The sequence below is a fragment of the Paraburkholderia sp. SIMBA_053 genome, from assembly GCF_046534895.1.
GTDB classification, from domain to species: domain Bacteria; phylum Pseudomonadota; class Gammaproteobacteria; order Burkholderiales; family Burkholderiaceae; genus Paraburkholderia; species Paraburkholderia caledonica.
This window is the reverse complement of the sequence record NZ_JAWRXU010001966.1, coordinates 1-228: the sequence shown is the minus strand read 5'-3', so window position 1 is coordinate 228 and position 228 is coordinate 1. Positions and strand designations below refer to the sequence as shown.

Below are 228 nucleotides of genomic sequence, written 5' to 3'. Positions count from 1 at the left end.
GACGGCGCCGCGCTGCTGAGGCGCCGGCCCGACGTGCGCGAAGCCGAGCGTCAACTGGCGGCATCGACGGCGCGTATCGGCGTTGCGACCGGCGCGCTGTATCCGACCGTGAGCATCGGCGCATCGGCGGGTTTGACGGGCGTTCTCGAAGATCTCGGCACGTCGCCGACAGCGCGTTGGGGCTTCGGTCCGCTGATCAGCTGGACGTTCCCCGCCAACGGCGCGCGC

1 pseudogene is annotated in these 228 nt (G+C 71.9%); it reads left to right on the top strand.

The features are described 5' to 3' along the window. A pseudogene (locus tag SB753_RS42405) lies at positions 1 to 228 on the top strand (TolC family protein); the annotation flags it as partial.